Below are 23,920 nucleotides of genomic sequence, written 5' to 3' on the forward strand. Positions count from 1 at the left end.
CCGCTGGCCGCTGCCGGCGAGCGCCGCCGGTGAACGGGTGCCGTAACCGGCCGGGCAGGCAGCGGGGCCGGCGGGGCGGGTTGCGGCGGCGGGTACGTCCGGGGGCGTAGGAGCGGTGCCGCTCGTGGACGCACGTCGAGCGGCGTCGGCGCGGGCAGAATGACGGCCATGCGACGAGCTGGGCAGGGGCGGTGGCCGGAGGCGGCGGCAGATGCCGCGCTCGCCCTGGTGCTGCTCGGGTTCGGGCTGCTCGCCACCGGTCTGGCCGGGGACAACCAGCCGGGGTCGAGGCCGGTGGACGCCGCCTGTCGGGTGCTGATCGCCGTCGCCGCGCTCGCCCTGCTGGTCCGGCGGCGCGCCCCGGTCGTCACCCTCGCCGTGGTCACCGTGGTCACCTCGACGTACCTGCTGGTCGGCTATCCGTACGGGCCGATTCTGGTCATCTTCCTGGTCGCGGTGTACACCGTGGCGGTGTGGCTGCCGGTGCGCCCGGCGGCGCTCGCCACCGGTGGCGCGTTCGTCCTGTTGTTGGCGCACGTCTTCTTCGGCCGGGGGCCGGCGCCGGGTTGGGCGGGAGTGCTGCCCGCGTCGGCCTGGGTGGTCGTACCGTTCGCGGTGGGGGTGGTGGTACGGGTGACTCGGGAGGCGGCCGCGCGCACCCGTGCCGAAGAGGCCCGCAGCCGTGCCGAACAGGCGCGACGGCAGGCCGACGAGGAGCGGCTGCGCATCGCGCAGGAGGTGCACGACGTGGTGGGGCACGGACTCGCCGCGATCAGCATGCAGGCGGAGATTGCCCTGCATCTGCTGCCGAAGCGGCCGGAGCAGGCGGAGGTGGCCCTGACCGCGATCAGCCGGACCAGCCGCGAGGCCCTGGACGAGTTGCGGGTCACCCTGGGCGCGGTGCGGCGGGGTGCCGAGCGCGAGCCGGTACCCGGCCTGGCCCGGCTCCCCGCGCTGCGCGACCGGCTCGCCGGGGCTGGGCTCGCGGTCGAGGTACGCGTGCTCGGTGACCCCCGGGAGCTGCCGGCCGCGGTCGACCTGGCCGCGTACCGGGTGGTGCAGGAGGCGTTGACCAACGTGCTGCGTCACGCGGGGGTGGCGAGCGCCGAGGTGACCGTGGACTACCGCGAGGGCGAGGTGACCGTCGAGGTCACCGACCGGGGGATGGGGACGGGCCGCGCCGGGACCGATCCGGCCGACGACGAGGGCGGTCACGGACTGGCCGGGATGCGGGAGCGGGTCGCGGCGCTGGGCGGGCGGTTGACCACCGGGCCGCGCGCCGGGGGGGGTTTCCGGGTGTACGCCGGGCTGCCGGTGGAGCCGGCCACATGATCCGGGTGCTGATCGCCGACGACCAGGACCTGGTCCGGCTCGGGCTGCGCGCGCTGGTGGAGAGCGAGGACGACCTGGCGCTGGCCGGTGAGGCGTCCGACGGGCTGCGGGCGGTCGAGTTGGCGCGTCGGGAACGGCCGGACGTGGTGCTGATGGACATCCGGATGCCCGGTATCGACGGCATCGAGGCGACCCGCCGTATCGTCGCCGACCCTGATCTGACCGGTACCCGGGTGGTGGTGCTCACCACCTTCGAGCTGGACGAGTACGTCTTCGACGCGCTGCGGCACGGTGCGAGCGGGTTCCTCACCAAGGACACCAGACCGGCCGAGCTGCTGCGCGCGATCCGGCTGGTCGCCGAGGGGGAGGCGCTGCTGTCGCCGTCGGTGACCCGTCGGGTGGTGCGGGAGTTCGCCACCCGGCCGTCCCGGGTGCTTCGTCCGCACCCCCGACTGGACACGCTGACCGATCGGGAGCGTCAGGTTGTCGGCCTGGTCGGTGAGGGCCTGAACAACGAGGAGATCGCCGCCCAGTTGGTGGTCAGCCCGGCGACCGCGCGGACCCACGTCAGCCGGGCGATGGGCAAGCTGGGAGCCCGGGATCGGGCCCAGCTCGTCGTGTTCGCGTACCAGTCGGGGTTGGTGTCGGGGTGAGGCCCGGGCCGGGCGACAGCGGCCCTGCGGCCGGGCGGCTACCCTAGCGGTGGCCGGACTCCGCAGTGCCGGCCGCGTTGTGCCCGCCGGAACACTGACAAACGGGATGTTCGCGTGTTTGACACCTTGAGTGACCGCCTGTCCGGGATCTTCACCAAGCTCCGCGGCAAGGGGCGGCTCACCGACGCCGACATCGACGCCACCGCGCGCGAGATTCGCCTCGCGCTGCTGGAGGCGGACGTCGCGCTGCCGGTGGTCAAGGGCTTCATCGCGGCCGTCAAGGAGCGGGCCCGCAGCGCCGAGGTCTCCCAGGCGCTGAACCCGGCCCAGCAGATCATCAAGATCGTCAACGAAGAGCTGATCAAGGTGCTCGGTGGCGAGGGGCGACGGCTCCAGTTCGCCAAGCAGCCGCCGACGGTGATCATGCTGGCCGGCCTCCAGGGTTCCGGTAAGACGACCCTCGCCGGCAAGCTGGCCCGCTGGCTCAAGGGCCAGGGGCACCAGCCGCTGCTGGTCGCCGCCGACCTCCAGCGTCCCAACGCCGTCGGGCAGCTCCAGGTGCTCGGTGGTCGGGCCGGTGTCGAGGTGTACGCCCCGGAGCCCGGCAACGGCACCGGCGACCCGGTGCAGGTGGCCCGCGCGTCGATCGAGCACGCGAAGCGCGCCGCTCGCGACATCGTCATCGTCGACACCGCCGGCCGGCTGGGTATCGACGCCGAGATGATGCAGCAGGCCGCCGACATCCGCGACGCCGTCTCGCCGGACGAGGTCATCTTCGTCATCGACGCGATGGTCGGTCAGGACGCCGTCCGCACCGCCGAGGCGTTCCGCGACGGTGTCGGCATCACCGGCGTGGTGCTCTCCAAGCTCGACGGCGACGCCCGCGGTGGTGCCGCGCTGTCGGTCCGCGAGGTCACCGGACAGCCGATCCTGTTCGCCTCCACCGGTGAGAAACTGGAAGACTTCGACGTCTTCCACCCCGACCGGATGGCCAGCCGGATCCTCGGCATGGGCGACGTCCTCACTCTGATCGAGCAGGCCGAGCAGGCCTTCGACTCCGATCAGAAGGAGAAGATGACCGCCAAGCTGATGGGCGGTGAGCAGTTCACCCTGGATGACTTCCTCGACCAGCTCATCGCGGTGCGGCGGATGGGCCCGATCGCCAACGTGCTGGCCATGATGCCCGGCATGGGGCAGATGAAGGACCAGCTCGCCGACTTGGACGACAGTCACTTCGACCGGGTCACCGCGATCATCCGGTCGATGACCCCGGGCGAGCGGACCAACCCGAAGATCATCAACGGTTCCCGCCGGGCGCGCATCGCCAACGGCTCCGGGGTCACCGTGATGGACGTCAACCAGCTGCTCAACCGCTTCGCCGACGCGCAGAAGATGATGAAGCAGATGGGCGGCATGATGGGCCTGCCCGGCGGCGGCCGCCGCAAGGCGACCAAGTCGCCGAAGAACAAGCGCAAGGGCACCAAGGGCGGCGGTCGTCCGCGTACCGGGGCCGGCGCCGGCATCCCGGGTGGGTTCCCGGGTGGCATGCCGCAGCTCCCGCCGGGGATGGACCCGAACGACCTCGCCGCTGGCCAGGGTCTTCCGCCCGGCTTCAAGCTCCCGAAGATCGACTTCAACAAGCTCGGCAAGGGCGGCGACAACCGCCCCCGCTGAGGTGTGTCGGTGAGGTCGGGCGACGTCCTCCCTGCCTGGCAGGTCTCGGTGGGCCGGCCGACACTGAACGACCTGCTCGCCGCTGACCGGGAGTGATCGGGTAGGACTGTGGGCATGGCTCTTCATGTGCGCGGTGTGCTGCTCCCCGACGACGAGGTCCGGGATCTCTGGCTGGTCGGGGACCGGGTGACCTTCACCCCGGTGCCGGGAGCGGAGACCGTCGTCGACGGCGGTTTCGTCCTGCCGGGGCTGGTCGACGCGCACTGCCACATCGGCATCGCCCGAGGTGGCGCTCCGATCACCTCGCTCGACCAGGCCCGCGAGCTGGCCCACACCGACCGGGACGCCGGGGTGCTGGCGATCCGCGACGCCGGCTCGCCGTACCCGTACCCCGAACTGGACGACGAGCCGGACCTGCCGCGGCTGGCCCGCGCGGGCCAGCACGTCGCCCCGCCGAAGCGCTACCTGCGCGACATCGGCGTGGAGGTCGACGCCACGGACGTGGCGGCCACGGTGGCGGCGCAGGCGCGGGCCGGCAACGGCTGGGTCAAACTGGTCGGCGACTGGATCGACCGGGGCGTCGGCGACCTGGCGCCGGCCTGGGACGCGGACACCCTCACCGCCGCCGTGCGAGCGGCGCACGACGCCGGGGTACGCGCCGCGGTGCACACCTTCTCCGAATCAGCCGTCGAGATCATGGTGCGGGCCGGCGTCGACTCGGTGGAGCACGGCACCGGGTTGAGCCTCGACCTGATCGACGAGATGGCCCGCCAGGGCACCGCGCTGGTCCCCACAATGATCAACATCGCCACCTTCGGGGGAATCGCCGAACAGGCGCGGGGTAAGTTCCCCGGGTACGCCGAGCACATGCTCGCGCTGCGCGACGGCTTCCCCGAGGTGGTGCGCGCCGCGCACGAGGCAGGGGTGCCAATCTATGTGGGCACTGACGCCGGTGGCGGCATCGACCACGGGCTGGCCGCAGAGGAGATGCTGCTGCTGCACGAACGAGCCGGCATGGCACCCACCGACGTACTCGCCGCCGCCTCCTGGGGCGCCCGCGAATGGCTCGGCTTCCCCGGTCTGATCGAGGGCGGCCTCGCCGACCTGACCGTCTACCCCGAAGACCCCCGCCGCGACCTGCGCGTCGTCCGCGCCCCGTCCCGCACGATCCTCCGCGGCCGCGTCATCCGCTGACCTCCGCGAGCCCTGCTCGGCGTCGCCGCAGGCTGCGCTGGGCCGGGCTGCGCCGGGCTGTGCCGGGCTGCCGGGCTGGGCCGCGTCGGGTCGGGCCGCGTGCCGTGCTGATCCGCGTCGTGTGCGGCGCAAGATCGCGCTCGAATCAGGATGTAGTGGCCTCGGCGTTGAGGGGATGCCACTACATCCAGGATCGAGCACGATCTTGGTGCGTGACGAGATCAATGCGGGCCAATCACCAAGATCTACGCAACATCAGGGAATTTGCTCAGATCTTGGTGCCGGGTGCCGGGTGCCGGGTGCTTGAGGCGGGGTGCGAGGTGCGGGGTGCGGGGTGCGGTCAGGGGCGGACGCGCGCGGGGCAGTGGGCGAGCGGGCGCGGCGCGCACGGGGGTGCGGCGGGCGGAATCAGGGGGCTGGGCGGGTGGCGGTGGCGCTGAAGAGGCGTACGGCGAGGTTGGTGAGGGCCGTGGCGGTCTGCTCGATCGGTTCGCGGGGGAGCACGATATGGCTGACCACCAGGCGGACGATGGTGTCGGCGGCGAAGGCCAGCGCGGCCTGGTCCGCCCCGGGCAGGTGGTCGCCGGCCCAGTCGATCAGCGCGCCGGACGCCTCGGTGAGCACCACCTCGGCTCGGGTGGTGAGGTACGGCAGCAGCTCGTTCGACCCACCCCGGGCGCTGGTCAGGATCGCCTTGACCAGGGGGTTTTCCGCCGCCGTGCGGAGGGTGTGCGCGATGGCGGCGTACGCGCCGGCCCGTACGTCGGAGCCGTGGGCGAGCAGCGCGTCGCGAACGTCGCCGACGAACCGGTCCACCTCGGAGCGGGCGAGCGCTTCGGCGAGGCCCGCCTTGCTACCGAACTCGTTGTAGACGGTCTGCCGGCTCACCCCGGCCGTGGTGGCCACTCCGCCCATCCGGACCGCGTCCCATCCGGCGGCGATCGTCCGCGCACGGGCAGCGTCGACGATCGTGTCCCGCAGCCGCTGGCGCGGGGAGTCCGTCGATGTGGCCATGGTGGTCGAATTCTACGGGCGCGCCCTCGGCCCGCCCAGCCTCGCCAACTCGCCCCGCGCTGTCGGCCCGCCGGCTCGCCCAGCATCGCCGGCCGGTTCGGCCTGTTCGGCCTGCCGGGCGCGGTCGGCCGCCGGCTCGCCCCGCGCTGTCGGCTTGCCCGGCGTCGTCGCGGCCCGTCAGCGGAGCGGCACAGCGCGGCGCGGGAGTGCGGCCCCGGCACGGCGTGGCGACTCCCGGACGCGGTGTCCGCCCGCGTGGCGCATAGGATGTGCGGTCATGGCACGCGTGCTCACTCCCCGTGCGGAGGATTTCCCCCGCTGGTACCAGGACCTGATCGCCAAGGCGAAGCTGGCCGACAACGGCCCGGTTCGCGGCACCATGGTCATCCGACCGGCCGGCTACGCCATCTGGGAGCGTATGCAGGCTGAGATGGACGCTCGGATCAAGGCGGCGGGTGCGGAGAACGCGTACTTCCCGTTGTTCATCCCCGAGAGCTACCTCAAGCGCGAGGCGCAGCACGTCGAGGGCTTCTCGCCGGAGCTGGCGGTCGTCACCCACGGTGGTGGCAAGCCCCTGGCCGAGCCGGTGGTGGTGCGGCCGACCAGCGAGACGGTCATCGGCGAGTTCATGGCCAAGTGGATCGACTCGTACCGGGATCTGCCGCTGCTGCTCAACCAGTGGGCGAACGTGGTCCGGTGGGAGCTCCGTCCGCGGATCTTCCTGCGTACCAGCGAGTTCCTCTGGCAGGAGGGGCACACCGCGCACGCCACCCGCGAGGACGCCCGGGCGTACGCGCGGCGGATTCTGCACGAGGCGTACGAGGACCTGATGGTCAACGTGATCGGCATTCCGGTGGTGGTCGGCCTGAAGACGGCGCGTGAGCGCTTCGCCGGCGCGACGGCCACGTACACCTGCGAAGGCATGATGGGCGACGGCAAGGCGTTGCAGCTGGGCACCAGCCACGAGCTGGGCCAGAACTTCGCCAAGGCGTTCGACATCAGCTACTCCTCCAAGGAGGGCGGCCGGGAGCACGCCTGGACCACCTCCTGGGGCACGTCCACCCGGATGTTGGGTGGCCTGATCATGGCGCACGGCGACGACAACGGCCTGCGCGTGCCGCCGAAGCTGGCGCCGATCCAGGCGTACGTCATGATCGTCAAGGACGGTGACGGCGTCGGCGAGGCGGCGGCCAAGCTGCGCGACGGCCTGCGCGACGCCGGTGTCCGGGTCGCGCTCGACGACCGGACCGACACCCCGTTCGGCCGCCGGGCCGTCGACGCCGAGCTGCGCGGCTATCCGGTACGCGTGGAGGTCGGCCCTCGTGACCTGGCCGCCGGTAACGCGGTGGTGGTGCGTCGGACCGACGGCTCGAAGACCCCGACGCCGGTGGCGGACGTGGTCGCCGCGGTGCTGGCCGCCCTGGAGACCGACCAGCAGGTGCTGCACGACCAGGCGCTGGCCAACCGGGAGTCGCGCACGGTGGAGGTGGCCACCCTGGCCGAGGCCATCGAGGCCGCCGCCACCGGCTGGGCGCGGGTGCCGTGGTCGGCGGTCGGCGTGGCCGGCGAGGCGGAGGCGAACGGTCAGGGCGTCACGGTGCGCTGCCTGCTGCGCGCCGACGGTTCGGTACCGGACTCGGAGGACGAGACCGATCTGGTCGCCATCCTCGCCCGCGCCTACTGACGTGCGGCCGGGTAACCCTGTCGACCGGTTCGAGCCGGGTCGGCTGATCATGCACCGGAACGTGCGGCACGGCCGGATCGGGTGGGTCCGGCCGGCTCGCGTGGTCAGCGACGACGATCGAGGGTTGCTGGTGTGGATCGCCCGGGACTCGCCGGTGGCCCACGAGGTGACCGAGGCCGGGGTGGGGATGCGGGCGATGCCGTTCGCCGAGTGGGTCTCGTCGGCGTACCGGTTGGCGGAGGGCCGTTGGAACGGCCCGCCGCTGCTGAAGTTCCTGCCCACGGGGGAGGCGCACTCCGTCTGGTGGTTCCGGGACGCGCAGGGCGAGTTCGCCCACTGGTACGTCAACCTGGAGGAGCCGGGTGTCCGCTGGGACGACGGCCCGGTGGCCGGCGTCGACGTGGTGGATCAGGACCTGGACGTGGTGGTGTGGCCGGATCTCAGCTGGGAGTGGAAGGACGAGGACGAGTTCGTCGAGCGGCTCGCCTTCGGCGCCGACTACTGGGTGACCGACGAGAAGGCGGTCCGCGCCGAGGGGGAGCGGGTGATCGCGCTCGCCGAGGCCGGCGAGTTCCCGTTCGACGGCACCTGGTGTGACTTCACGCCCCCACCGGAGTGGGGCATACCGGACAAGCTGCCGCCGGGATGGGATCGTCCGCCGGTGCGCTGAGCGGTATCCCAGGTCACCGACAACGCGGTGTACGGGTCCGATGCGGGAGATCGGCATCGGATCTGGCAGAATAGGTCGCTGGTATCCGGCGCGCGTCCGGCGCCCTCTAACCCGGGCACGTCGCCAGTCCACCGAGTAGTCTCCGGCCCAACCCCACTGTGCCGGTCGGCGCTCACCCATGCACACCGCCCGTTTGGGCCGGTGAGATCGCAACAGGAGCGAAACAACTGTGGCCGTAAAGATCCGGCTCCTGCGGATGGGCAAGATCCGCAACCCGCAGTACCGCATCGTCATCGCCGACTCGCGCACCAAGCGCGACGGCCGGGCGATCGAGTTCGTCGGGGTTTACCAGCCCAAGGAAGACCCCTCGATCATCGAGGTCAAGTCGGAGCGGGTCCAGTACTGGCTGTCCGTCGGCGCTCAGCCGAGCGAGGCGGTGCAGCGGCTGCTGGAGCTGACCGGTGACTGGCAGAAGTACAAGGGCCTGCCGGCCCCGCCGCCGCTCCTGGTCGCCCCCGAGCGGGCCGACCGCAAGGCGGCGTACGAGGCTGAGGCGAAGGCCGCCGCCGGGCTCGCCCCGGAGACCCCGGCCAAGCCGGCCAAGAAGGCCGCCAAGGCTGCCGAGGCTCCGAAGGCTGAGGCTCCGGCCGAGGCGCCGAAGACCGAGGCTCCGGCCGAGGCGCCGAAGACCGAGGCTCCGAAGACCGAGGCTCCGGCCGAGGCCCCGGCCGCTGCCGACGCCGGTGAGCAGGCCTGACATGCCACTGCGTCCGGCGTTGGAGCACCTGGTCAAGGGCATCGTCGACCACCCGGACGACGTCCGGGTGCGGATGGTCGATTCCCGTCGGGGCAAGCGGCTCGAAGTCCGCGTGCACCCCGAGGACCTCGGCACTGTGATCGGGCGGTCCGGCCGGACCGCCAAGGCGCTGCGCCAGGTGATCGGCTCCATCGGCGGTCGCGGGGTTCGCGTCGACATCGTCGACTCGTACTGATGCAGCTCGTCGTCGGCAGGATCGGCAAGCCGCACGGTGTCCGCGGTGAGGTCACCGTGGAGGTGCGGACCGACGAGCCCGAGGCACGGTTCGCCCCCGGTACAGTGCTGCGCACTGAGCCGGGGGCGACACCCCCTCCAGCCACCGATGAGCCCGGGGTGCCGTTCCAGGTTCCAGCGGAGCTGACCATCGAGGAAGCCCGTTTCCACCAGGGTCGGGTGCTGATCGCGTTCGAGGGCATCCTGGACCGCAACACCGCCGAGGCGCTGCGCGGGACGCTGCTCGTGGTGGACAGCGCCGACGTGGCCCCACCGGACGACCCGGAGGAGTTCCACGACCACCAGCTGGTCGGGTTGGCCGTGGTGACCCCGGCCGGCGAACGCCTGGGCGAGGTCGCCCGCATCGACCACGCACCCTCGTCCGATCTGCTGGTGCTGCGGCGTCCCGAGGGGCGTACCGCGTTGATCCCGTTCGTCCGGGCGATCGTTCCGGAGGTCGACCTGGCCGGCGGACGTGTGATCGTCGACCCGCCAGCCGGACTGCTCGACCTTTAGGACCAGCCCGCATGCGCGTCGACGTCGTGTCGATCTTTCCGGAGTACTTCGCCCCGCTGGACCTGTCGCTGATCGGACGGGCGCGGGCCAACGGCGTACTCCAGCTTGCCGTGCACGACCTGCGGACCTGGACCCACGACGTGCACCGCACTGTCGACGACACCCCCTACGGCGGCGGGCCGGGAATGGTGATGCGTCCGGAGCCGTGGGGTGAGGCACTGGACGCCCTCGCGCCGGTCGACGCCCCGCCACCCCGGCTGCTGGTGCCGTCGCCGGCCGGTGCCCCGTTCACCCAGGCCATGGCGTACGAGTTGGCGGCCGAGTCGCATCTGCTCTTCGCCTGCGGCCGCTACGAGGGGATCGACCAGCGGGTCCTGGCGCACGCCGCCACCCGGATGCCGGTCACCGAGGTGTCGCTCGGTGACTACGTGCTCTTCGGCGGCGAGGTCGCGGTCCTGGTGATGCTGGAGGCGGTCACCCGGCTGCTGCCGGGGGTGCTGGGCAACGCGGGCTCGCTGGACGAGGAGTCGCACGCGCACGGGCTGCTGGAGGCGCCGATCTACACCAAGCCGCCGAGTTGGCGTGGGCACGACGTGCCGGAGGTGCTCCGCTCCGGTGACCACGGCAAGATCGCCCGCTGGCGGCGCGAGGAGGGTCTGCTGCGCACGGCTGCCCGCCGTCCGGACCTGCTCGCTGCGCTGCCGGCCGATCGGCTCGACAAACGGGACATCGCGGCCCTGGACCAGGCCGGATTTCAACCTCCACCGGGGGATGTGGCAAAGTAGGGGGGTTGCCGCATCCGTCCGCGCCCGCGGTCGGCTGCGAGGATCCCCGACCGGGGTCGGTCCGCCGATCACCACCCGGGAATCAGAATCACCCACCCGCGCACCGAGTGACGGTGCGCCGTGAGCCTTACGAGGACGCAGCGATGAACATCCTGGACGCCCTTGACGCCCAGTCGAAGCGGACCGACCTTCCCGACTTCCGGGCCGGTGACACCGTCAAGGTGCACGCCCGCGTCGTCGAGGGCAACCGGTCCCGTGTCCAGATCTTCCAGGGCGTCGTGATCCGCCGCCAGGGTGACGGTCTGCGCGAGACCTTCTCGGTCCGCAAGGTCAGCTTCGGTGTCGGCGTCGAGCGGACCTACCCGCTCAACGGCCCGGGTATCGACCGGATCGAGGTCGTGACCCGCGGTGACGTGCGTCGCGCCAAGCTCTACTACCTGCGCGAGCTGCGCGGCAAGAAGGCCAAGATCAAGGAGAAGCGGGAGAAGCAGCCCAGCTGACTTCCCGCCCGCCACGCCGCCCGAGCTGCGCGTATGCCGTACCGACCAGAGCGCACTACCCTGGTCGTACGGGCGCAGCGAGGCGGCGGTCCCGCCCACGTGGCGGGCAGTTGTCCACTACCGCCCGTGGAGCCTCGACGAGGCTCCCGGGCGGTGGTGTTTCTGCGGACCGGGGAGTGGCGTGGTGCAGACGCTTGACGAGGACGGCACCGTCGATCCGTGGCGCCGACGGGCTCGCCGCCCCCGCCGGCAGATGCCCCTCTGGCAGGAGTTGCCGCTGCTGCTGGTGGTCGCGTTCTGCCTCGCGGTGCTGATCCGCACCTTCCTGCTCCAGGCGTTCTTCATCCCGTCCGGCTCGATGGAGGACACCCTCCTCGTCGGTGACCGGGTGCTGGTCAACAAGGTCGTCTACGACGTTCGTGACCCGCTGCGCGGCGAGGTGGTGGTCTTCCGGGGCACCGACCGCTGGGCGCCGCAGGTCGACGAGCAGCCGAAGCCCGGTGTCGCCGGCCGGCTCGCCCGCACCGTCGGCGACCTGGTCGGGGTGAGCCGCCCCGGTGAGAAGGACTTCATCAAGCGGGTGATCGGTCTCCCCGGTGACCGGGTCAAGTGCTGCGACAGTCAGGGGCGGGTGACCGTCAACGGCACGCCGCTCAACGAGTCGTACGTCCTGCGGGACTCGCCACTGGACCTGCCGCCCAACCCGGCGGAGTGTCGCTCCCGGCGCTTCGACGAGATCGTCGTGCCGCCCGGTCAGATCTTCGTGCTGGGCGACCACCGCGAGGTTTCCCAGGACGCGCGTTGCCAGGGGCCGGTGCCGATCGACAACGTGGTCGGCCGGGCCTTCATGGTGGTCTGGCCGTCGTCGCGGTGGAGTGCGCTGTCGGTGCCGTCGACGTTCGAGGACGTCTCCGGGCCGGCCACGGCGGCCCCCGCCGCGCCGCCGGTGCGACCGACTCCGCAGGGCGGGGTGCTGCTGATGCTTCCGTTGGCAGCCGCGCTCCGTGGTTCCCGCGCGTTCCGGACGGTGCCGTCCAGCCGGGCAACGTAGGCTCCTTGGCGTGATTGACGAGCAGACCGACAAGCCGCGCAGCTCCTTCTGGAAGGAGCTGCCGATCCTGCTGGGTGTGGCGATCCTGGTCGCGGTGCTGGTCCGCGCCTTCGTGCTGCAGACCTTCTTCATCCCCTCCCCGTCCATGGAAAACACCCTCAAGATCGATGACCGGGTGCTTGTCAACAAGCTGGTCTACGACTTCCGGTCGCCGCATCGCGGCGAGGTGATCGTGTTCAAGGCGCCGACCGCGTGGAGCGGTAACCCCGACGGTGAGGACTTCATCAAGCGGGTGATCGGCATCCCCGGCGACCACGTGGTCTGCTGCGACCCGGAGGAACGGTTGATGATCAACGGCAAGTCGCTGGACGAGCCGTACATCTTCTCCATGGACGGGATTCGCGACAAGGCCGCCGACCAGGAGTTCGACATCACCGTGCCGAAGGGCCGGCTGTGGGTGATGGGCGACCACCGTTCGGCCTCCGGCGACTCGCTGGAGCACTGGCAGCAGTCCCAGCAGAACATCACCGAGGCCACCATCCCCGAGGACGACGTGGTCGGGCGGGCGTTCACCGTCTTCTGGCCGGTCAACCGGGCCACCTGGCTGACCGTGCCCGACGGGTTCGACGGCATTCCCAAGCCGTAGGCCGACGGGGCGTGGGCGATCCGTCGTCGGTCTGGCAGGCTGGTGCGGTGACCGTCTACACCCCTCGACGCGCGGCCCGCGTGCTGCTCGTCGACGCGGCCGGCCGGGTCCTGCTGTTCGAGGGCTTCGACCCGGCCCGACCCGGGCACCGATACTGGTTCACTCCGGGCGGCGGGCTCGATCCGCTGGAGTCCCCGGCGGTGGGCGCGGCCCGAGAGTTGGCCGAGGAGACCGGCCTGCGGCTCGACCCGACCGAGTTGGGCGAGCCGGTCTGGTCGGACGCGACCGAGTTCTCCTTCGACGGCATCTGGTACCGCCAGGAGCAGGACTTCTTCCTCTTCCGGGTGGACTCCTGGCGGGTGGACACCACGGGCTTCAACGACATCGAGCGGCGCAGCATCGCCGACCACCGCTGGTGGCTTCCGGACGAGTTGGCGGCCAGCGGTGACCGGTTCTACCCTCCTGAACTGCCCGCCCTGTTGGCCCGGCTGGGGCAGTCGACCACCGCCGGCCAGGACGAGGCGTCGTGCTGACCCCGCCACGTACCGTGGTGCGCCGCGAGGCCGGCCTGTACGCCCTGGAACGGGCGTTGCAACGGCGTGGCTTCCGGCACGTCGCCGGTGCCGACGAGGCGGGCCGCGGGGCGTGCGCTGGTCCGCTGGTCGCCGCCGCGGCGGTGCTGCCCGAGGGGCGGCGCGGCGAGATCGAAGGGCTGGCCGACTCGAAGCTGCTCACCCCGGCCAGCCGGGAACGGGTGTACGCGGAGGTCGTGGACCGCGCCCTCGCGTACGCCGTGGTGGTCATCCCGGCCGAGGAGGTCGACGCCCGGGGTCTGCACGTGTGCAACCTGGCCGCGATGCGCCGGGCGCTCGCCTCGCTCACCACCCGCCCGGAGTACGTGTTGACCGACGGCTTCGGCGTGGACGGCCTGGGGGTGCCCGGGTTGGCGGTGTGGAAGGGCGACCGGGTGGCCGCGTGCGTGGCAGCGGCCAGCGTGCTCGCCAAGGTCACCCGGGACCGGCTCATGGTGGAGCTGGACGGGGTGTACCCGGCGTACGGCTTCGCCGAGCACAAGGGCTACATCACCCCGGAGCACTCGGCGGCGCTGCGGGAGCACGGGCCGTGCCGGGAGCACCGGTTCTCGTACGTCAATGTCGCCGCGGTCTCCGGCCGCGACGGCCGGCCGCCGCGCGCTCGACGGCCCGGCGGCCACGCCCCGGATGAGCCGATGGAGCGCTCGTGGGCGACAGGGGGTACCGTCGGCGTGGCGTTGGGCGAGCAGCCTCGGCCTCCGACGCCGGTGGGGGAAGATGTGGCCATGGAAGGCGGAGTGCGATGAGCGCGGAAGATCTCGAGAAGTACGAGACCGAGATGGAGCTGCAGCTCTACCGGGAGTACCGCGACATTGTCCGCCAATTCTCCTACGTGGTGGAGACGGAACGCCGGTTCTACCTGGCCAACCAGGTCGACCTGCACGTGCGCAACTCCGACGGCGAGGTCTACTTCGAGGTCGAGATGCACGACGCCTGGGTGTGGGACATGTACCGTCCCGCCCGCTTCGTGAAGAACGTCCGGGTGATGACCTTCAAGGACGTCAACGTCGAGGAGTTGGAGAAGCCCGACATCTCGCTGCCCGCCGACTCCGGCTTCGGCGGCTGAGCGCACCCGAGCCGCCGAGCCACGCCACGGGCCCCCCACCCGTGGCATGACACCCGCCGCCGATCACTCGGCCGGCACCACGACCTCGACCCGCTGCACCATGTTGTTGGCGAAGCCGCCACGGTTCCACGGTTGCTCGACCGGCTGGGTCCGCCCGGACGCGTCGGTCGCCCGCGCGCCGAGCACGTACCGGCCGGGGGTGGCGACCCACTCGTGCCGCCAGCGCCGCCAGGCGAAGTCCCCCGCGCCCGCCGGGTCCAGCTCGGCCGGTGCCCAGCTCTCCCCGCCGTCGGTGGTCACCTCCACGGCGACCACCGGCGCGTGCCCCGACCAGGCCCGACCATCCAGGGTGCACGGGCCCGGCCGCAGCACCCGACGGCGGGACATGAAGTCGGGGAAGCCGGGCGGGCGGACCAGCGCACGCGGCGCGATCCGGGTGACCGGCACGCCCGGGTCGTCGGCGTCGCGGCGCACCCGGTAGGCCACCGCGTTCTGGTACCCCTCGAACGGCTCGGTCCGCAGCTCGATGGAGCGGACCCACTTCACGTGCGCCATGCCGTACCAGCCCGGCACGATCAGCCGCAGCGGCGCGCCGTGCTGCGGCAGCAGGGGAGCGCCGTTCATCTCGTACGCCAGCAGCACCTCCTCGCGCAGCGCGTCGGCGACCGGAAGCGCCCGCTGGTAGTCCTGCTCGACCCCGCGCTCCACGCCGTGATCGGCGCCGGTGAAGACCACGTCCACCGCGTCCGGGTCGATGCCCGCCTCCCGCAGCAGCGGAGCGAGGGGAGTGCCGGTCCACTCCGCGTTGCCGACCGCCTCGACCAACCAGGGCTGGCTGACCGGCCGGGGGTGCAGCAGAGCCCGCCCGTTGCCGGCGCACTCCAGGGTCACCTGCTGGGTGACCCGGGGCCGCTCGCGCAGGTCGGCGAGGGTGACCGTCAGCGGCCGGTCCACCGCCCCGCCGATGGCCAGCGTGTGCGTCGCCGGGTCGAGCTCCGGGATGTCGTAGTGGATCAGCAGGTAGTGCAGCCCGGCCGGCGTGACGTCGTAGCGCAGCGCCTCCAACGGGATGCCGTGGTTGCGGGCCGCGAGCTGCAACTCCTCGGCGCCGATCGCCTCGTCCGGCTCCGCGAGCCGGGACGGGCCGCTCACGTCGGCCACCGTCGGCCCGGTGGACGACGGCGTCCGGTCATCGAGAGTGGTCATGCGGGCCTCCCCGGTACAGACGGCGGCACCCGCCGTACGCGGCCCAGCCTAGGCCCTCGATGGCGGCCCGAAAACGGCACCGGAGGTACGGCGGCGTTCGTGCGTCGGGCCGTGGACAGCGCCGGCATAGCAGATCATCGAAGCCGTTGGGTGGTCGTCCACAGCACCTCCGGTTGTCCACAGCCCCGTCGGCCGGGCTGGCGGACGACCCGGCCACGCCGGAGGCTGCCGCCATGCGACCACCACCTGTCCGTTCGATCCGCCGCACGCTGCTGCTCTGCACCGCGCTTCCGCTCGCACTGACCGTGCAGCTCTGCGGGCTGGCGGTGCTGGTCGCGGCGGTGCCCGGCCAACCACCGACGCCGACCGTGCCGGTCGCGGCCCTGGCCGTGCCGGTCGCCGCCCCAGCGCCCGTCGGGCGGTTCCGCTGGCCGGTCGACGGGCCGCCCCGTCCGGTACGCCGGTTCGATCCGCCGCCCCGGCCGTGGCTGCCCGGCCACCGCGGCGTCGACCTGGCCGCCCCGAGCGGAGCGGTGGTCCGCAGCGCCGGGCCGGGCACCGTGCTCTTCGCCGGTCTGGTGGCCGGTCGACCGGTGGTCACCGTGGGGCACGCCGACGGGTTGCGGACCACCCACGAGCCGGTCCAACCCGCCGTACGCCCCGGCCAGCCGGTCACCGCCGGTGCGCCGCTGGGCGAGCTGCTGCCCGGGCATCCGGGTTGCCCGACCGAGGCGTGCCTGCACTGGGGCCTGCGCCGGGGCGAGGAGTACCTCGACCCGCTGGCCCTGCTCGGCCTCGGCCCGGTGCGCCTGCTCCCGGTCGGTCCGGTCAGCGCTGGGCGAGCAGTGCCGGCAGCCGTGCGCCCAGCCGCTCGTACTCGTCGGCGGCGTTGTAGACCTGGCCGGTGAGCCGCAGCCACCCCCGGCCGTTCCAGCTCATCACCGCCACCTCGGCGGCGAGCCGCTCACCGATCCGCGCCTGCAACGCGCGCGCCGCGTCGATCGTGGTGCCCGTGCCGGCCGGCAGCGGAATGAGGCGCAGAGCCACCCCCGGCCCGCCGGGGTCGGGCAGATCGGCCGGGGCCACCCCCAGAGCGTCCCCCACCACCCGCTGGCCGTACGCGGCGAGCGCGGCGTTGTGCGCCCGGACCCGGTCGACGCCGAGACCGCGCATCGTGAACAGGCCCGCCGGGGCGGCCAGCCAGGGCGTGTAGTCGAGAGTCGCCTGCCACTCGAGCCGGGCCGGGAAACCCGACTCCTGCTCCCAGGACACCACCAGCGGCTCGATCCGGTCCCGCCACTGTGGTGCCACCGTCAGCAGGGCGGTCCCGCGCGGGGCGTACGCCCACTTGTGCAGGTTGCCCACCCAGAAGTCCGCGCCGATGCTGGCCACCGGGGTCGGCAGCATGCCCGGCGCGTGCGCGGCGTCCACCAGAACCGGCACGCCGTGTTCGCGGGCCACCCCGACGATGGCGGCGGTCGGAAAGAGCTTGGCGGTGGCCGAGGTGAGCTGGTCGACGACGAGCAGCCGGGTCCGCCCGGGGCGCAGGCCGGCGCGGATGCTCTGCACGATCTGCTCGTCGGTGGCGGCCAGCGGGATCGGCAGGACCCGGCTGACCGCGCCGGTGCGGCGGCACTCGCGCTGGATGGCCAGGCTCACCGCCCCGTAGCCGTGGTCGGTGCTCAGCACCTCGTCGCCGGCCTTGAGGCCCACCGACTGGAGCACCACGGCGACGCCGGTGGTGGTGTTGCCCACCAGGGCGCTGCCGTCCGGGTCGGCGCCCAGGAACCTGGCGAGGTGCCGGCGGGTGTGCGCGATCCGGTCGACCAGCCCCTGGGTGAAGAAGCGCAGCGGGTTTGCCTCCATCTCGTCGCGCAGCCGCTGCTGGGCGCGCTGCACGCCGATCGGCACCGCGCCGAACGAGCCATGGTTGAGGTGGCTGACCGCCGGGTCAAGGGAGAAGAGCAGGCGGGCGCCCGGGATCGGCTCAGGAGGATTCGGGACGCTCACTTGATGATCGTAACCGCCACACTCGCGCGCTCTCCGGCCCTTGATCAGGCGCTTGCGTGCCCTCCGGCCCTTGATCAGGCGCGCGGGTGCGCCTGCCGGTACGCGGCGCGTAGCCGCTCGACCGAGACGTGGGTGTAGATCTGGGTGCTCGCCAGCGACGAGTGGCCGAGCAGCTCCTGCACGGCGCGTAGGTCGGCACCACCCTCCAGGAGGTGGGTGGCCGCGGAGTGGCGTAGATCGTGCGGGCTGGTCCGGGGCAGCCCGGCGGTCTCGGCGTACGCGCCGACGATCTGACGCGCGGTCGTCGGGTTGAGCCGACCGCCCCGGGCACCCAGCAGCAGCGCGTCGCCGGAGCGGGCGCCCACCATCGCCGGGCGGCCCCGGCGCAGCCAGTCGTCCAACGCCCGCTGGGCGGGCACCCCGTACGGCACCGAACGTTCCCGCCCACCCTTGCCGAACACCCGGATCACCCGCCGGCCGTGGTCGACATCGCCGACGTCCAACCCGCACGCCTCGCTGACCCGTACGCCGGTGGCGTAGAGCAGCTCCAGCAGCACCCGGTCCCGCAGTGGCACCGCCTCGGCCCCTTCGCTCGGGCCCGACTCCGCGGGCGGGTCCGGGGGCGGCGACTGACGGGACGGTGCCTCGACCAGGGCGGCGGCCTGGTCGGCGCGCAGCACGTTGGGCAGCTCCCGGTGCGCGCGAGGGCTGGCCAGGGAAGCGCCCACGTCGGTGGGGAGCAGCCCGGCCCGGTGGGCCCAGGCGCTGAACGCCCGCGCAGAGGCGGCCCGCCGGGCCAACGACGTGCGGGCCGCACCCGTGGTGCGCTGTCGTGCCAGCCAACTGCGCAGCACCGACAGGTCCAGCTCGGCGAGGTCGACGCAGCCCATCCGGACGGCGTGGTCGAGCAGCGAGACGAGATCGGTGACGTACGCGCGGACGGTGTGCGCCGACCGGTTACGGACCCGGGACAGGTGCTCGGCGAAGTCGTCGACCGCGTCGCGCAGCGCTGGCGGCAGTGCCTGGTGCATGGCCCGGGTGCCCCGGTCCGGCCGGCTCATCGTGGCCGCGCCGACGGGCTGGTCGGTCCAACGGCCCGGGCACCCTCACTCTCAGCTGGCACGGCACCAGCCTACGGCCGGTCCGGGCCCGTCACCGGAAACGACGGTGCCGGTGTTCACCTCGACTACCGGCGGTTGCGCCTCTTGACCAGGAACACGACCAAGCCGACAACGAGCACGGCGGTCACCACGAGACAGCAGAGCACGCTGATGTGCCACGGCTTGATTGCACCCATGACCGGGCACGATACCGGCAGGGTCGGCGGGCCGGGGTCCCGAACGCGAGGGGTGGGGCACCCCGGCCGGGCGGCGGTACGCATGACCTCAGGTACCAGCCCGACCGGATGTCTCCGCCGCCACCGCCGCTCGCTTGGGCTTGGCGGGCGGGGCGAGGGCGTAGCCGTCGTCGCGACGGACCACCATGGACAGCTCCTCCAGCAGCGACAGCTTGCGCAACGCGGTCCGTACGTCGACACCGGCGCGAGAGGAGAGCCGGTCCACGCCCATCGCGCCTCGGCGGGGCAGCGCCTCCAGCAGTGACCGCGCGTCGTCGTCGAGCGCGTCGGTGGCCCGCTGCGGTCCACGCGCCAGGGGGGCCAGGTCCGCGCCGATCCGGCCCACCTCCTCCAGCACGTGCGCCACCCCGGTGACCAGCCGGGCCTTGGAGTACTCGCGCAGGAACTCGTGTGCGCCGACGGACATCGCCGAGGTCACCGGACCCGGTACCACCATGGCCGCCCGATTGGCGTGGATGGCTCGCCGCGCGGTCTGCGTCGCGCCACTGCGCGCCGACGCCTCCACCACGACGGTGCCCCGGGTGCCCGCGGCGATCACCCGGTTGCGGATCAGGAACCGGGGCCGCAGTGGCTCGGCACCGGGCGGCCATTCGCTGACCAGCAGCCCCGTCTCGGCGATCCGGTCGAAGAGCGCGGCGTTGCCCATCGGGTACGGGCGGTCGAGCCCGCAGGCGAGCACCGCGACGGTCAGACCGCCGGCGGTGAGGGCGCCTCGGTGGGCGGCGGCGTCGATGCCGAACGCGCCACCGGACACGACCGTCCAGTCGCGCTCCGCCAACCCGTAGCCCAGCTCGGTCGCGACGTGCTGCCCGTAACCGGTGGCCGCTCGCGCCCCCACCACGGCCACCGAGCGATCCAGAGCCTCGCCGAGCGGCCAGCTCCCGCGTACCCAGAAGCAGAGCGGTGGGGCGGTCTCACCGTCCACCCGGCGGCTGACGTCCGGCAGGCGCAACGTGGCCAGGCCGGCGACCTGGGCCGGCCACTCCTCGTCGTCCGGCGTGACCAGCCGGGCCCCCAGCCGGTCCGCCCGCTCCAGGGCCTCCGCCGCCACCGCCCGCGCGTCGCCGGCCGCCGAGCGTGCGGCGATCGTGGTGTGCAGCCAGCCGGCCGGGCTGCCGCCGTCGAGCAGCAGATCCAGGGTCGCCACCGGGCCGTGCCGTTCGACCAGATGATGCACCGCGCGGGTGCCCGGCTCCGCCAGCCAGGTCAGGGCGACCCGGGCCAGTTTGTGTTCCTCCTCGGCGCTCACGTCGCCTCCCCCGTGCGTAGTTGAAGTGCCTCTCGGACGTCGTCCCGGTCCGGCCGTTCACGACCGTCCAGGTCAGCGATGGTCCAGGCCATCCGGATCACCCGGTCGAAGCCGCGCGCCGACAGCGAGCCGGAGTCGAGCCGGCCACGTAGCTCGACGGTGACCCGGGCCGGCAGCCGCCACGGCGGTCGGCGCAGATGCGGGCCGTCCACCTCGGCGTTGAGTCGCCGGCCGAGGTCGGCCCAGCGGGCGGCCGCCGCCTGCCGGGCCGCCGCCACCCGGGCGGCGACCGTCGCCGACGGCTCGACGTCGCCGTCGGCCGCCATCAGCTCGGCCGCCCGCACCGGCATCAGCCGCACCTGGACGTCGATCCGGTCGAGCAGCGGACCGGAGAGCCTTCCCAGGTAGCGGCGACGAACCAGCGGGGTGCACTCGCAGTGCGCGTCGCCGGCCGGCTTCGCGCACGGACACGGGTTGGCCGCCAGCACCAACTGGGTGCGGGCCGGGTACACCGTGCCGCCCCCGCTGCGGCTCAGCTGGATGCGGCCGTGCTCCAGCGGCTGCCGCAGCGCCTCCAGCGCACCCTTGCTGAATTCGGGGGCCTCATCGAGGAAGAGCACCCCGCGGTGCGCCAGCGACACCGCGCCGGGTCGGGCCAGCCCCGAGCCACCACCGACCAGCGACGGCACGGTCGCGGTGTGGTGCGGCGCCTGGAACGGCGGGCGACGCAGCAACCGACCGCCCGGCGGCAGCAGCCCGGCGACCGAGTGCAGCGCGGTGACCTCCAGCGCCGCGTCGTCGTCCAGCTCGGGCAGGATCGACGGCAGCCGTTCGGCGAGCATCGTCTTGCCGGCGCCCGGGGGGCCGAGCAGTGCCACGTGGTGCCCGCCGGCCGCGGCGACCTCCAGGGCGCGCCGACCCATCTGCTGCCCGGCGACCTCGGCGAGATCCGGCCCACCGACCACCGGCGCCGGTATGTCTGCCGGTGGTTCGATCAGCGGGGTCCCGTCCCGAACGAAGGCGACCAGCCGGTGCAGGGTATCCACCGCTCGCACCCGTACCCCGGGGATGACGGCGGCCTCGGCGGCGTTGCCGACCGGGACGACCACCCGTGTGACGCCGGCCTGGGCTGCGGCGGCGACCATCGGGAGTACGCCGCGCACCGGCCGGACCGTCCCGTCGAGCCCCAACTCGCCGAGGACCACCACCCCCTCCAGGGGCAGCAGTGGCAGCTCACCCGAGCCGCCCAGCAGCGCTGCGGCGATGGCCAGGTCGAAGGCCGACCCGAACTTCGGCAGCGTGGCGGGCAGCAGGTTGAGGGTGATCCGTCGGTTGGGCCAGCGCTGGCCCGAGTTGACCACGGCGGCGCGGACCCGGTCGCGGGCCTCGTGCAGGGCCGTGTCCGGCAAGCCGGAGATCACCACCGCCGGCAGGCCGGCGGCCAGGTCGGCCTCCACCTCGACGAGGTGGCCGGTCACTCCGACCAGCCCCACGCAGAGCACCTTCGCGTAGCTCATGACACGGCACCGATCCTCCGGGTACGCATGTCAGAACGCGCCCTTGAGGTGGTCGACCTGCGCCGGGCCGGCATCGGGCAGCCGCACCGACAGCACGTCGAAACGCACCTCCTCGGCGGTCGTGCCGGTCTCGGTCAGCCACCGCGCGGCCAGCCCTCGCAGCCGGCGGGCCTTGGCCGGCACGACCGCTTCGGCCGGGGTGCCGAAGTCCTCCCCTCGGCGGGTCTTCACCTCGCAGAAGGCGAGCACCGGCCCGTCCCACGCGATGATGTCGATCTCCCCGGCCGGGCAGCGCCAGTTTCGGGCGATCGGGCGCAGCCCCGCCTCGGTCAGGTGCCGGGCCGCCAACCGCTCGCCGTACGCGCCAACCGCCTGGTTCCGCTTCGTCATGGCCGGCACGGTGCCCGCCGGCGGCCGATCGCCGCGACCCGGCGGCGTTCCGTCTGTGGACAACGGGGTCGCTGTGGACAACCGGACGATCATGCCCACGCTGTGCTAGCGGCGTTATCGCCGGACCACCGTGATCAGGTGATGAGAAGGAGGTGTCAGGACCGCCGCCGACCTACTCTTCATCACCTGACCAAGGTGCCGGCCCGCGCCAGCGCCACCTGGGCGCGACTCGTGCCCCGCGCTACCGGGGGATCGGTGGCGCGGGGTCGGCCGGGCTGAAATGGCGCGGGCGTGGCCGGTCGCATACGGTGCCTGACGTGGACGGACGACGGAGTTTTCCGGAAGATCAGGAGTCGCGCTGGTACCCCGACGAGCGGGGTCGCGGTTACGGCGAGTCGGAGTGGCGCGGCGCGGGCGAAGCGCGGTACCGGGACAGCGAGATCCCCGAGCAGCGTGGTGCCGAGCAGCGTGGTGCGGAAGACGGCCGCTCCGTCGAGGACACCGGCGTCGGCCGCCGCCGGGAGCCGGACTCGGGACGCTTCGGCGCCGTCGACGCGGGCCGCTTCGGCGGTACGCCCGAGTCGGACTCGGGTCGCCTGAGCGCGGTGGACACGGGTCGCTTCGGTACGCCGGAGTCGGACTCGGGTCGCTTCGGCGCCCTGGACGCTCAGACCGGTCGGTTCGGGGGAAGCGAGGCTGATTCGGGGCGTTTCGGCGCGGTCGACCCGTTGGGAGCCGCGCGACCGGAGGTGGACGGTTACCGGGCCACCCGATCGCGGCGGGCGGACCGGGACCCCTCGGAGACCTCCGGTGAGCTGCCCGGACGCCGGGCCGCCCGCGAGACCACCGTAGCGGGACCTCCGGTGACCGGCGTGGTGCCGGAGACGTCCCGCGACAGCACGTCGACAGCGCCGGCCACCGTGCTCACTGACCAGGCGCGTCCGGCTCCGCTCGCTGGGTACCCGATCATCGAGCCGACCCGGGGCGGCGACACGCCGCACCCGCTGGAGATGCCGACCGGCCCGATGCCGGGGATCGGCCCTCGACCTGACCTGCCCGCAGGAGAGCCGCCGGTGTATCCGCCGGCCGCCGACGGTGTCTATCGGACCCGTCGACCGGTGCTGGCCGTACTCTTCGCTCTCCTGGTGTTGATCTTCGAGGTTCCCGCGCTGCGGGTGTTGCTGGCGGGCGTGACCGGCGACCCGGTGGACGCCGGGAACGTGGTGGTGGGCATCGCTCTGGTCGCCGGGCTGCCGATCTTCGCGACCGGGCTGTACGGGCTACGAACCGGTGGTCTGGCGCTCGCCGACAACGGTCGGGGCTGGCTCCGCCCACCGACGGCCTACCTGACCGTCGGCCTGGTGCTCTTCGTGGCCGCCGCGCTCGCCGCCGGCTGACCCGCCGCCGCCCTGGCGCGCGCTGACGGCTCGGACAACAACGCGCTGATGGTTCGGACAACAACCAGGAGATAGTGGCCTCCGGCGACGCGGAGGCCACTATTTCCACGAACCAGCGTGATCTTCCTCAGCAACTCGCGCGATCGAGCAGGCGAGCAGCGGAGCGGCGGAGCAGCACGCCACGCGCACCCCGGGGCGGCTGAAGGGGTGAGGGGCGTACACTGGCCAACTGGCGACCGCCTCGTGCGGTCGACCTCGCGCGCCCTCTTCACGAATCGTCGTGAAGCGACGGCCTCCCTGGTCCCGATCTTGATCGGGTCCACCATGGGTCGGCGACCAGGCGCCAGGACGCCCGGCTACCGGCCGGGCGTGACAACCAGGGACCT

At 72.8% G+C, this 23,920-nt stretch carries 24 protein-coding genes and 1 pseudogene; 18 read left to right on the top strand and 7 right to left on the bottom strand.

Translation table 11 applies throughout. The features are described 5' to 3' along the window. The first annotated feature begins 168 nt into the window (after positions 1–168). From AC5L30_RS19200 to AC5L30_RS19215, 4 genes are all read left to right on the top strand, one after another. Positions 169–1,332 (top strand): sensor histidine kinase, encoded by a 1,164-nt coding sequence (locus AC5L30_RS19200; RefSeq protein ID WP_494868840.1) that lies wholly within the window; start codon positions 169–171, stop codon positions 1,330–1,332. Continuing rightward, entirely contained in the window at positions 1,329–1,985 is a 657-nt protein-coding gene (locus tag AC5L30_RS19205; RefSeq protein WP_124776265.1) for a response regulator transcription factor, read from the top strand. The genes AC5L30_RS19200 and AC5L30_RS19205 overlap by 4 nt, the downstream gene beginning before the upstream one ends. Before the next feature lie 114 nt (positions 1,986–2,099). After that, positions 2,100–3,659, top strand: coding sequence for a signal recognition particle protein (ffh, locus tag AC5L30_RS19210; protein ID WP_494868843.1), 1,560 nt, complete (start codon positions 2,100–2,102; stop codon positions 3,657–3,659). 114 nt (positions 3,660–3,773) lie between these two features. Further along, complete coding sequence (locus AC5L30_RS19215; RefSeq protein ID WP_494868845.1) at positions 3,774–4,853, top strand: amidohydrolase family protein; 1,080 nt, start codon at positions 3,774–3,776, stop codon at positions 4,851–4,853. A gap of 408 nt (positions 4,854–5,261) precedes the next feature. Here the strand turns inward: AC5L30_RS19215 and AC5L30_RS19220 are convergent, their stop codons facing one another. Then, positions 5,262–5,867, bottom strand: a complete 606-nt coding sequence (locus tag AC5L30_RS19220) for a TetR/AcrR family transcriptional regulator (RefSeq protein WP_494868847.1) — start codon at positions 5,865–5,867, stop codon at positions 5,262–5,264. Positions 5,868–6,144: 277 nt separating this feature from the next. Here AC5L30_RS19220 and proS point away from each other — a divergent pair, with 277 nt between their 5' ends. The 12 genes from proS to AC5L30_RS19280 all read left to right on the top strand — a co-directional run bounded on the left by proS (position 6,145) and on the right by AC5L30_RS19280 (position 14,408). Further along, positions 6,145–7,551: a proline--tRNA ligase gene (gene proS / locus AC5L30_RS19225; RefSeq protein ID WP_494868848.1), complete on the top strand. Its 1,407-nt coding sequence runs from the start codon at positions 6,145–6,147 to the stop codon at positions 7,549–7,551. A gap of 49 nt (positions 7,552–7,600) precedes the next feature. Next, the gene (locus AC5L30_RS19230) at positions 7,601–8,221 is read left to right on the top strand and encodes a ribonuclease FAU-1 family protein (protein ID WP_494868850.1); all 621 of its coding nucleotides are present in this window, start codon (positions 7,601–7,603) and stop codon (positions 8,219–8,221) included. A 229-nt stretch (positions 8,222–8,450) separates the two neighbouring features. Then, positions 8,451–8,978 (top strand): 30S ribosomal protein S16, encoded by a 528-nt coding sequence (gene rpsP / locus AC5L30_RS19235; RefSeq protein WP_494868851.1) that lies wholly within the window; start codon positions 8,451–8,453, stop codon positions 8,976–8,978. Further along, positions 8,953–9,213: an RNA-binding protein gene (locus AC5L30_RS19240; protein ID WP_172862164.1), complete on the top strand. Its 261-nt coding sequence runs from the start codon at positions 8,953–8,955 to the stop codon at positions 9,211–9,213. The genes rpsP and AC5L30_RS19240 overlap by 26 nt, the downstream gene beginning before the upstream one ends. Continuing rightward, positions 9,213–9,767 carry a ribosome maturation factor RimM gene (rimM, locus tag AC5L30_RS19245; protein WP_494868853.1) on the top strand — a complete coding sequence of 185 codons (555 nt, stop codon included), beginning with the start codon at positions 9,213–9,215 and terminating at the stop codon, positions 9,765–9,767. The genes AC5L30_RS19240 and rimM overlap by 1 nt, the downstream gene beginning before the upstream one ends. A gap of 11 nt (positions 9,768–9,778) precedes the next feature. Continuing rightward, complete coding sequence (trmD, locus tag AC5L30_RS19250) at positions 9,779–10,552, top strand: tRNA (guanosine(37)-N1)-methyltransferase TrmD (protein WP_124817732.1); 774 nt, start codon at positions 9,779–9,781, stop codon at positions 10,550–10,552. A gap of 143 nt (positions 10,553–10,695) precedes the next feature. Continuing rightward, positions 10,696–11,052 (top strand): 50S ribosomal protein L19, encoded by a 357-nt coding sequence (rplS, locus tag AC5L30_RS19255; protein ID WP_030335223.1) that lies wholly within the window; start codon positions 10,696–10,698, stop codon positions 11,050–11,052. Between the two features lie 181 nt (positions 11,053–11,233). Further along, a complete protein-coding gene (gene lepB, locus AC5L30_RS19260; protein ID WP_494868855.1) occupies positions 11,234–12,103 on the top strand; it encodes a signal peptidase I in 870 nt (289 codons plus the stop codon). Positions 12,104–12,113: 10 nt separating this feature from the next. Further along, a complete protein-coding gene (gene lepB, locus AC5L30_RS19265) occupies positions 12,114–12,749 on the top strand; it encodes a signal peptidase I (protein WP_494868857.1) in 636 nt (211 codons plus the stop codon). Between the two features lie 47 nt (positions 12,750–12,796). Further along, complete coding sequence (locus AC5L30_RS19270) at positions 12,797–13,282, top strand: NUDIX hydrolase (RefSeq protein WP_494868859.1); 486 nt, start codon at positions 12,797–12,799, stop codon at positions 13,280–13,282. Further along, positions 13,276–14,088, top strand: coding sequence for a ribonuclease HII (locus AC5L30_RS19275; RefSeq protein WP_494868861.1), 813 nt, complete (start codon positions 13,276–13,278; stop codon positions 14,086–14,088). The genes AC5L30_RS19270 and AC5L30_RS19275 overlap by 7 nt, the downstream gene beginning before the upstream one ends. Continuing rightward, on the top strand, positions 14,085–14,408 hold the full coding sequence (locus tag AC5L30_RS19280; RefSeq protein WP_007075222.1) for a DUF2469 domain-containing protein: 324 nt from the start codon (positions 14,085–14,087) through the stop codon (positions 14,406–14,408). Before AC5L30_RS19275 ends, AC5L30_RS19280 begins: the two co-directional genes overlap by 4 nt. Before the next feature lie 63 nt (positions 14,409–14,471). Here the strand turns inward: AC5L30_RS19280 and AC5L30_RS19285 are convergent, their stop codons facing one another. After that, a complete protein-coding gene (locus tag AC5L30_RS19285) occupies positions 14,472–15,614 on the bottom strand; it encodes a sulfite oxidase (protein WP_494868863.1) in 1,143 nt (380 codons plus the stop codon). A 233-nt stretch (positions 15,615–15,847) separates the two neighbouring features. Here AC5L30_RS19285 and AC5L30_RS19290 point away from each other — a divergent pair, with 233 nt between their 5' ends. Then, on the top strand, positions 15,848–16,522 hold the full coding sequence (locus AC5L30_RS19290; RefSeq protein WP_494868865.1) for a murein hydrolase activator EnvC family protein: 675 nt from the start codon (positions 15,848–15,850) through the stop codon (positions 16,520–16,522). Here the strand turns inward: AC5L30_RS19290 and AC5L30_RS19295 are convergent. From AC5L30_RS19295 to AC5L30_RS19315, 5 genes are all read right to left on the bottom strand, one after another. Further along, positions 16,443–17,624: an aminotransferase class V-fold PLP-dependent enzyme gene (locus tag AC5L30_RS19295; RefSeq protein WP_494868867.1), complete on the bottom strand. Its 1,182-nt coding sequence runs from the start codon at positions 17,622–17,624 to the stop codon at positions 16,443–16,445. The two genes, AC5L30_RS19290 and AC5L30_RS19295, sit on opposite strands and share 80 nt — an antisense overlap. A 74-nt stretch (positions 17,625–17,698) precedes the next feature. Continuing rightward, the gene (locus tag AC5L30_RS19300; protein ID WP_494868869.1) at positions 17,699–18,685 is read right to left on the bottom strand and encodes a tyrosine recombinase XerC; all 987 of its coding nucleotides are present in this window, start codon (positions 18,683–18,685) and stop codon (positions 17,699–17,701) included. Between the two features lie 324 nt (positions 18,686–19,009). Then, positions 19,010–20,230, bottom strand: coding sequence for a DNA-processing protein DprA (gene dprA / locus AC5L30_RS19305; protein WP_494868871.1), 1,221 nt, complete (start codon positions 20,228–20,230; stop codon positions 19,010–19,012). Next, a complete protein-coding gene (locus tag AC5L30_RS19310; RefSeq protein ID WP_494868873.1) occupies positions 20,227–21,747 on the bottom strand; it encodes a YifB family Mg chelatase-like AAA ATPase in 1,521 nt (506 codons plus the stop codon). Before AC5L30_RS19310 ends, dprA begins: the two co-directional genes overlap by 4 nt. 30 nt (positions 21,748–21,777) lie before the next feature. Then, positions 21,778–22,137: a YraN family protein gene (locus AC5L30_RS19315; RefSeq protein ID WP_494868875.1), complete on the bottom strand. Its 360-nt coding sequence runs from the start codon at positions 22,135–22,137 to the stop codon at positions 21,778–21,780. 280 nt (positions 22,138–22,417) lie between these two features. On the opposite strand from AC5L30_RS19315, the pseudogene AC5L30_RS19320 reads away from it, so the two are divergent. Next, a pseudogene (locus AC5L30_RS19320) lies at positions 22,418–23,534 on the top strand (hypothetical protein). Positions 23,535–23,920: the final 386 nt, after the last annotated feature.

The organism is Micromonospora sp. BQ32 (assembly GCF_059358895.1).

Bases quoted from the DNA above. Each gene is read 5' to 3' on its own strand.
- AC5L30_RS19310 (WP_494868873.1), bottom strand. From the start codon at position 21,747: ATGAGCTACGCGAAGGTGCTCTGCGTGGGGCTGGTCGGAGTGACCGGC.
- AC5L30_RS19220 (WP_494868847.1), bottom strand. From the start codon at position 5,867: ATGGCCACATCGACGGACTCCCCGCGCCAGCGGCTGCGGGACACGATC.
- proS (WP_494868848.1), top strand. From the start codon at position 6,145: ATGGCACGCGTGCTCACTCCCCGTGCGGAGGATTTCCCCCGCTGGTAC.
- trmD (WP_124817732.1), top strand. From the start codon at position 9,779: ATGCGCGTCGACGTCGTGTCGATCTTTCCGGAGTACTTCGCCCCGCTG.
- rplS (WP_030335223.1), top strand. From the start codon at position 10,696: ATGAACATCCTGGACGCCCTTGACGCCCAGTCGAAGCGGACCGACCTT.
- AC5L30_RS19230 (WP_494868850.1), top strand. From the start codon at position 7,601: ATGCACCGGAACGTGCGGCACGGCCGGATCGGGTGGGTCCGGCCGGCT.
- AC5L30_RS19300 (WP_494868869.1), bottom strand. From the start codon at position 18,685: ATGAGCCGGCCGGACCGGGGCACCCGGGCCATGCACCAGGCACTGCCG.
- AC5L30_RS19200 (WP_494868840.1), top strand. From the start codon at position 169: ATGCGACGAGCTGGGCAGGGGCGGTGGCCGGAGGCGGCGGCAGATGCC.
- AC5L30_RS19285 (WP_494868863.1), bottom strand. From the start codon at position 15,614: ATGACCACTCTCGATGACCGGACGCCGTCGTCCACCGGGCCGACGGTG.
- AC5L30_RS19215 (WP_494868845.1), top strand. From the start codon at position 3,774: ATGGCTCTTCATGTGCGCGGTGTGCTGCTCCCCGACGACGAGGTCCGG.
- rimM (WP_494868853.1), top strand. From the start codon at position 9,213: ATGCAGCTCGTCGTCGGCAGGATCGGCAAGCCGCACGGTGTCCGCGGT.
- AC5L30_RS19280 (WP_007075222.1), top strand. From the start codon at position 14,085: ATGAGCGCGGAAGATCTCGAGAAGTACGAGACCGAGATGGAGCTGCAG.
- AC5L30_RS19315 (WP_494868875.1), bottom strand. From the start codon at position 22,137: ATGACGAAGCGGAACCAGGCGGTTGGCGCGTACGGCGAGCGGTTGGCG.
- AC5L30_RS19290 (WP_494868865.1), top strand. From the start codon at position 15,848: ATGCGACCACCACCTGTCCGTTCGATCCGCCGCACGCTGCTGCTCTGC.
- AC5L30_RS19205 (WP_124776265.1), top strand. From the start codon at position 1,329: ATGATCCGGGTGCTGATCGCCGACGACCAGGACCTGGTCCGGCTCGGG.